Source organism: Synechococcus lacustris str. Tous, from assembly GCF_003011125.1.
GTDB classification, from domain to species: domain Bacteria; phylum Cyanobacteriota; class Cyanobacteriia; order PCC-6307; family Cyanobiaceae; genus Synechococcus_D; species Synechococcus_D lacustris.
The window spans coordinates 1-6,831 of sequence record NZ_PXVC01000090.1 but is presented as its reverse complement, the minus strand read 5'-3'; the positions used below and the strand labels follow the sequence as shown (position 1 = coordinate 6,831).

Below are 6,831 nucleotides of genomic sequence, written 5' to 3'. Positions count from 1 at the left end.
CCTACAAGGGGCTGTTGATTGGCAGCTGGGCCAGGTGGTTTCAGTTGCCCATGATTCCAAGTATTCATCAATTACCACCGCAGCTGGTGAGTGCCTAGAGGCGCGGTTGGTGTTAGAYGCCAGCGGCCATCATTCCCCATTTGTGAAAAGGACCCAGCTCAAGCCAGTGGCTAGCCAAGCGGCCTATGGCATCRTTGGCCGCTTTTCGGCGCCGCCGGTGGMGCCCGGTCAATTTGTATTGATGGAYTACAGAGCAAATCACCTAAGTGAGCAGGAACGTAACAACGAACCYGCCACYTTTTTATATGCCATGGATTTTGGTGCKGGCCTCTTTTTTGTGGAAGAAACYTCCCTYGCCTTGGCRCCACCTGTGCCCTATGGGSWATTAAAAGAACGCCTRTGGCGGCGTTTAGCCCWGCGGGGAATTGAGCCGCTTCAGGTGCAGCACGAGGAATTTTGTTTATTTCCAATGAATTTAGCCTTGCCGGATTTGAAACAACAGCTGCTGGCTTTTGGTTCTGCCGCCAGCATGGTGCATCCCGCTTCTGGCTACCTAATAGGCGCAWTGTTGCGCCGTGCCCCAGGTTTTGCTGCTGCGATCGCCGCTGGCCTYAGCCAGCCGGAGCTGAGTTCTGCTTTGATTGCTAAACGGRCCTGGCGGGTGCTCTGGCCGTTGGAATTAAGATTTAAGCATGCAATTTATAGTTTTGGTTTGGATAAATTAATTGCTTTTAATGAAGCTAATCTCAAGGCATTTTTTAGCAGTTTTTTTGTATTAGCTCAACACCAGTGGTTTGGTTTTCTCACCAATACGCTTAGCCTGTGGCAGCTGATAGTTGCCATGCTGCAGCTATTTATTAAATCGTCTCCTAATGTTCGATGGGGTTTGATTGGGTTTTCTTTTTTTAAAACTAAGCTTTAAAGCAAAGCTTTAAGATAGCTTCAAGTGGTTGCCCCACTGCAGCTGCTGCCCTGGCCTGCGGTGCAGCCATAGCAATGGTTGCCGATATTAATTAGATTGCCCGCAAGATCCTCCAGGCAAACATTTCCAATATTTACCTGTTTTTGTTTTGCCAGCAGCGGTAATTCAAGCATTTGATTGAAATCGCAATCGTAGATGCTGCCATCAGCGGCCACCGATAATGTTGTGCGGCACATCAAACCGCAAATGCTGGCTGGATTAAAGGCATCCACCAGGCTTTGCATGTATAGATCAGTGCGTCCGTTGGCTTCTAAGCCATCGAGAAATCTAGCGATTGGCATGTTATTTAAACCAATTAAATGATCAAAACTCACCCCTTCTTTACCGAGGCATTCGCGCCATTGTTTTTGATCGCAGGCGGTGAGTTGTTGCAGGGCTTCCCCCGGCGGGTTGCTCATCAATGAGAGCGGCAGGTTTGGATCGCCAAGGCCATATCCCARGGCATTCAAYTTGCGTAGGGCCCGCATTGATGYTTCCCAGGTGCCTGAGCCCCTTTGGGCATCGGTTGTTGAGGCTTCGCAGCTGGGCAGGCTGGCCACAATTTGCACCTGTTTTGCCGCCAGCCAGGGGGCTAGATCAGCTAGGGCTGGCAGCAATAGCACCGTGAGATTGCTGCGGTTGAYCACTTGGCAACCTCGATCACGAGCTGCCTGCACCAGSRTTTTGAACTGCTGGTGCAGTTCCGGTGCCCCACCGGTGAGATCAACCACTTCCGGCCGTAGTTGATCGATGGCTGCAATGCATTGCAAAACAACTTGCTCTGGCATCTGGCTTGCCCCCTGGTGGGGGCCTGCCTCCACATGGCAATGGCTGCAGTGCATATTGCAGAGTTTGCCCAGGTTTAACTGCAGCACCTTTAGGTGCTGCGAGCGCCGCAAGGGGCTTTCTAGTTTTTCGTTAAAGCAGGGCGCTGCTGCCAGGGTCATTGGGCCAGCCAATCACTGGGCTCTACCAAAGGAAATAGGAAATCTTCCTGTTCCACAGCATCTAGCCAGATGCGTTCTTTTTCATTGGAGCAATGGTTTGGCTTAAGCAATTCCAGCAATCGCCAAAAACGATCTAGATGGCGGTGAATCCGTTCGCGGGCCAATTCTGTGGTGGTGCCAGCCCKMAGRATGAAGCTCCAATCTGATGATTGGGCCAGCAGTAATTCCCGTGCCGCCTGTTTCAACAGGCGTTGCCGCTGGGGATCCCTTTGCYGTTGTTCCCTGSCGCTCGCTTCCACCATTGCCAATGAAGCGCGGTGCCAATCGGGCACAACCCAGGCATTGCTTTCACTTAGCCAATAGGAGTGGTAACCACCCTGGCCCCAGCTTGAGGGTGATGGCCTGCAAACCTGCAGCTGGGCGCCATTGCTCAAGCTGCCCTTGAGGCTGCAGAAATTAAGGCCAGCGGCRGCCCCTTGCAGGAAAACCTGTTCAAGAAATTGCGGGCCCTCAAACCACCAATGGCCAAATAATTCAGCATCAAAAGGGGCYACCACCAACGGTGCACGATCGATCAATTCACCCAAGCCCCGCARTTGTTCCAGCCTGCCGGCCACGTAGCTACTGCCATGGCGTTGGGCGGTTAGGGCGGCGGCAACGGGGTCGTARGGCAATTTTTTATTTAATGGACAATCGCCGCCACTCACCCGCCGCAGTTTCAAACCCAGGGGCCTGCTACTCAAGATGCCAGCGGCCTGCAGCTCCTCTTCGGGTAGATCCCAGCCGAGGTCGCGGTGGAATTCCCGGTAGGAGCCATCGCCGGGATAGCCATCACTGGCCGACCACACCGGCAGGGTGGCTTCACTGTCGCGCCCAAAAAATGCAACCGAACTTGGCGAACAAATAGGTGCATAAACCCCATAGCGGGGCCGCGGCAAGCCATGGAGCAACCCATGGGCGTCTAGCACCGCATAGCGCAGGCCCGCTGCCGCTAATTGCTGGTCGAGTCCCTCGTAATAGGCGCATTCAGGAAGCCAAATGCCCTGGGGTTTTGCGCCCAATAGCCTTTCGTGTTCCCTTACGGCGGTTAGCAGTTGAGCGCGCACCGCCTCCGGTGGATCCCGCAGCAATGGCAGATATCCATGGGTGGCACTGCAGGTGAGCAAATCSAGCACACCGGCCTGCTGCAGGGCGGCAAAAGCGCGGATCGGTTCGCCATTGAAATCGCTAAAAGCCTGCAGTTGCAGGCTGAAATGCTGGAGCAGATGGCTGGCGGCTTGCTCTTCTTCAGGTTGTGCCCGCTGCAGCAGCTCAATGCGTTGCTCGATCCAAGCGGGGAAACGCTCCTGCAGCACAGGATCGTTCAGCAGCGATAGAAGTGTGGGCGAGAGGCTCATCGTGAGCCTTGGCTTTAAACCATTGGCATCACAGCGGGCCAACATGCCCAATAGGGGCAAGTAGCTCTCTACKAGCGCTTGAAAAAACCAGTCTTCCTCAAGTGACCCTGGATTACGGCTGCGCACATAAGGCAGATGGCCGTGAAGCACCAAGGCCAGAGCTCCAGTGGCCATGGACATTCATCGATGTACTCAGTTTACGGCTCTTGATACTCACGGCCCAAGCGCTTCTTAGAGTTGCAACAGAGTTCAACAGGGAGGCGCGGTTTCCGCGGGCGTATCAATGGCTAAGGATCCAGGCCGGGTATTGATTTTCGACACAACCCTTAGGGATGGGGAGCAGTCCCCTGGCGCCAGCTTGAACCTGGATGAAAAACTTGCCATTGCCCAGCAGTTAAGCCGTTTAGGGGTAGACATCATCGAGGCGGGCTTCCCCTTTGCCAGCCCTGGTGATTTCGATGCGGTGCAGCGCATTGCCACAGCCGTTGGCAGCACTGATGGCCCAATCATTTGCGGCCTAGCAAGGGCTACCAAGGGCGACATCAAGGCCTGTGCTGAGGCGGTTGCCCCTGCAGCCCACAAACGCATYCACACCTTTCTTGCCACTAGCGATATCCACCTGGAACACAAGTTGCGTAAAAGCCGAGCTGAGGTGCTTCAGATCGTGCCTGAGATGGTGGCCTATGCCCGTTCCCTTGTGGAGGATGTGGAGTTTTCCTGTGAAGACGCCGGCCGCAGTGAACCGGARTTYATGTATGAGGTGATTGAGGCAGCGATTAATGCAGGGGCAAGCACCATCAACATCCCMGACACGGTTGGCTATTCAACCCCGGCTGAATTTGGCGGCTTAATTGCGGGCATAAATCAGCATGTGCCAAATATCAATCAAGCTGTTATTTCAGTGCATGGCCACAACGATCTTGGCCTGGCAGTTGCTAATTTCCTTGAGGCGGTTAAACATGGCGCCCGTCAATTGGAATGCACAATCAATGGCATTGGTGAAAGGGCGGGTAATGCATCCCTAGAGGAATTGGTGATGGCTTTGCATGTGCGGCGTTCATACTTCAACCCTTTCCTGGGGCGAGAGGCGGCCAATCCAGAACCGCTCACTGCAATACGCACAGAAGAAATCTATAAAACATCACGCTTGGTTAGCAACCTAACCGGCATGGCTGTGCAACCAAATAAAGCGATTGTGGGGGCAAATGCCTTTGCCCACGAAAGCGGTATCCATCAAGATGGGGTATTAAAAAATCGGCTCACCTATGAAATTATTGATGCCCGCACAATCGGCCTAAGCGATAACCGCATTAGCCTCGGCAAATTAAGTGGTCGCAGCGCTGTTCGCGCCCGCCTAGAGGAACTTGGCTACACGCTTAGTGGAGACGATTTAGATGATGCTTTTGCTCGCTTTAAGGAACTTGCCGATCGCAAACGTGAAATCACCGATAGAGATCTTGAGGCCATAGTTAGCGACCACACGCAGCAGTTACAGGCCCATTATCAATTGCTTGGCGTGCAGGTTAGCTGCGGCACTAATCTGCAACCCACCGCAACTGTTACCCTCCGCACCATCGATGGCAAGCAACGCAGTGTTGCTTCCATTGGTACGGGTCCTGTTGATGCCGTGTGTGGAGCATTGAATCAATTGGTTCAAGTGCCCAATGAACTGGTKGAATTCTCAGTGAAATCAGTTACYGAGGGCATTGATGCCATGGGTGAAGTAACAATTCGCTTGCGCCAGAATGGGCGTTTGTATTCCGGCCATGCGGCCGATACCGATGTGGTGGTGGCGGCGGCCCAGGCATTTGTTAATGCTTTGAACCGCTTGGTGAGCAGTTTGCAGAGCCAGCCTTTGCATCCCCAGCAAACCCCCCTGCCGGTTTTATGAAAAGGCTTCGCACTGCCCCTTTAGCCCTTGCTTTGCAATTGGGGCTGTTGCTATTGCTGGCCCTTGTAATGCTGATGCCATTGCTATGGCTGTTAAGTACGTCGTTAAAGGGGCCAGCTGAAGATATTTTCAGCAGTCCCCCTAACCTATGGCCATTGCAGCCAAGTTTGCAGGCCTACGGAAGTTTATTTAGCCAGAGCCCGATGGCTAAATATCTTTTTAATAGTRCCCTGGTAAGTGGTTTTAGTGTGATGGCTAATCTGTTGTTTTGCTCCTTGGCTGCATTTCCCTTGGCGCGTATGCAGTTTCGCGGCAGGGGCATGGCTCTGGCTTTGGTGGTTGCAACAATATTGATTCCATTTCAAGTGGTGATGATTCCTTTGTATGTGTTGATGGTGCAACTTGGCTTGCGTAACACATTAGTGGCTTTAATTTTGCCCAATGTTGCCACGGCGTTTGGCATATTTTTATTGCGCCAAAGTTTTCTTGCTGTGCCCGTTGAATTGGAGGAGGCTGCCCGCATGGATGGCTGTTCCCCCTTGGGCGAATGGTGGAATGTGTTAATTCCAGCTGCAAAGGCTGATTTAATTACATTGGCTATGTTTGTTTTTATTGGCACTTGGGGAGATTTCCTCTGGCCTTTGGTGATATTAGATGATCCAAATCTATACACATTRCCYTTGGGATTACAGCAACTATCAAGTAGTTTTTCCCTTGATTGGCGGCTGGTGGCAGCTGGTTCGGTTGTGTCTATTTTGCCGGTTCTTTTTATATTTATTTTGCTGCAGCGCTTTATTTTGCCCAGCGCCAGTGGCGATGCGGTRAAGGGTTGATCAGGCGCTAAATCCTTTGCGGGCAGGAATCGGATAGGGGATACGCCGGTGGCGCATTCGTTTCCACACCTGCACAAATGCAGCAACTAATAATTCGCTTTCAGCTGTTTCTAGGCCACTTAGGGCCAGTTGTTTGTCGTATTTACGGGCCTGGATGATGCGTCGCACGGCATCTTTCGCTTCGGCTTCACTGGTTTCCGGTGGCATTGAACGTAGGGCTGCTTCACAGCCATCGGCGAGCATCAAAACAGCCGTTTCCTTTGATTGGGGCCTGGGGCCGCGATACCGGAATGGTTTGTCGCTTGCATTCGGATTTTGTTCCCTGGCTTTGTGGAAGAAATAACCCATCCGCAAGGTGCCTTGATGTTCTGGGATGAAATTGGTTACCGGTTTTGGCAATTGGAAGCGGCGGGCCATCTTGAGGCCTTCATCCACATGGGCCTGGAGAATTTCAGCACTGCGCCAAGGGTCGTTTAAGTGTTCGTGGGGATTATTACCGCTTTGATTTTCGATGAACCATTGGGGGGCATGCAGTTTGCCGATGTCGTGATAYAGCGATCCCGTACGGGCAAGATCAACATCGCCGCCGATCGCCCGCACCCCCTCCTCCGCCAGGCTCGAAATCATCAAGGTGTGCTCAAAAGTGCCAGGGGCCTCTGAGGCCAGCTTGCGCAGCAGCGGCCGTTGCAGATCGCTCAGCTCCAGCAAGCGCGAACGGGTTACCAGCCCAAAAAGTTGTTCCACAAATGGAGCAAGCAGTAAACCAAGCAGCAATAGCCCCCCCATCAATACCCCCTCCGCC

6 protein-coding genes are annotated in these 6,831 nt (G+C 52.9%); 3 read left to right on the top strand and 3 right to left on the bottom strand.

From position 1 onward, the window contains the following. On the top strand, positions 1-922 hold a 922-nt coding region (locus C7K08_RS12015; protein WP_106500834.1), incomplete at its 5' end, for a lycopene cyclase family protein. A 20-nt stretch (positions 923-942) separates the two neighbouring features. Here C7K08_RS12015 and arsS read toward each other — a convergent pair. After that, on the bottom strand, positions 943-1,908 hold the full coding sequence (arsS, locus tag C7K08_RS12010) for an arsenosugar biosynthesis radical SAM (seleno)protein ArsS (RefSeq protein WP_106500833.1): 966 nt from the start codon (positions 1,906-1,908) through the stop codon (positions 943-945). Then, positions 1,905-3,479: a glycoside hydrolase family 57 protein gene (locus tag C7K08_RS12005; protein WP_106500832.1), complete on the bottom strand. Its 1,575-nt coding sequence runs from the start codon at positions 3,477-3,479 to the stop codon at positions 1,905-1,907. The genes arsS and C7K08_RS12005 overlap by 4 nt, the downstream gene beginning before the upstream one ends. A gap of 109 nt (positions 3,480-3,588) precedes the next feature. Between C7K08_RS12005 and C7K08_RS12000 the strand changes: the two genes are divergently transcribed. Together C7K08_RS12000 and C7K08_RS11995 are read left to right on the top strand one after the other, a co-directional pair. Beyond that, the gene (locus C7K08_RS12000; protein ID WP_106500831.1) at positions 3,589-5,196 is read left to right on the top strand and encodes a 2-isopropylmalate synthase; all 1,608 of its coding nucleotides are present in this window, start codon (positions 3,589-3,591) and stop codon (positions 5,194-5,196) included. Continuing rightward, a complete protein-coding gene (locus C7K08_RS11995) occupies positions 5,193-6,029 on the top strand; it encodes a carbohydrate ABC transporter permease (RefSeq protein WP_106500830.1) in 837 nt (278 codons plus the stop codon). Before C7K08_RS12000 ends, C7K08_RS11995 begins: the two co-directional genes overlap by 4 nt. Here C7K08_RS11995 and C7K08_RS11990 read toward each other — a convergent pair. Further along, a partial coding sequence (locus C7K08_RS11990) for an HDIG domain-containing metalloprotein (protein ID WP_117434650.1) occupies positions 6,030-6,831 on the bottom strand: 802 nt, incomplete at its 5' end.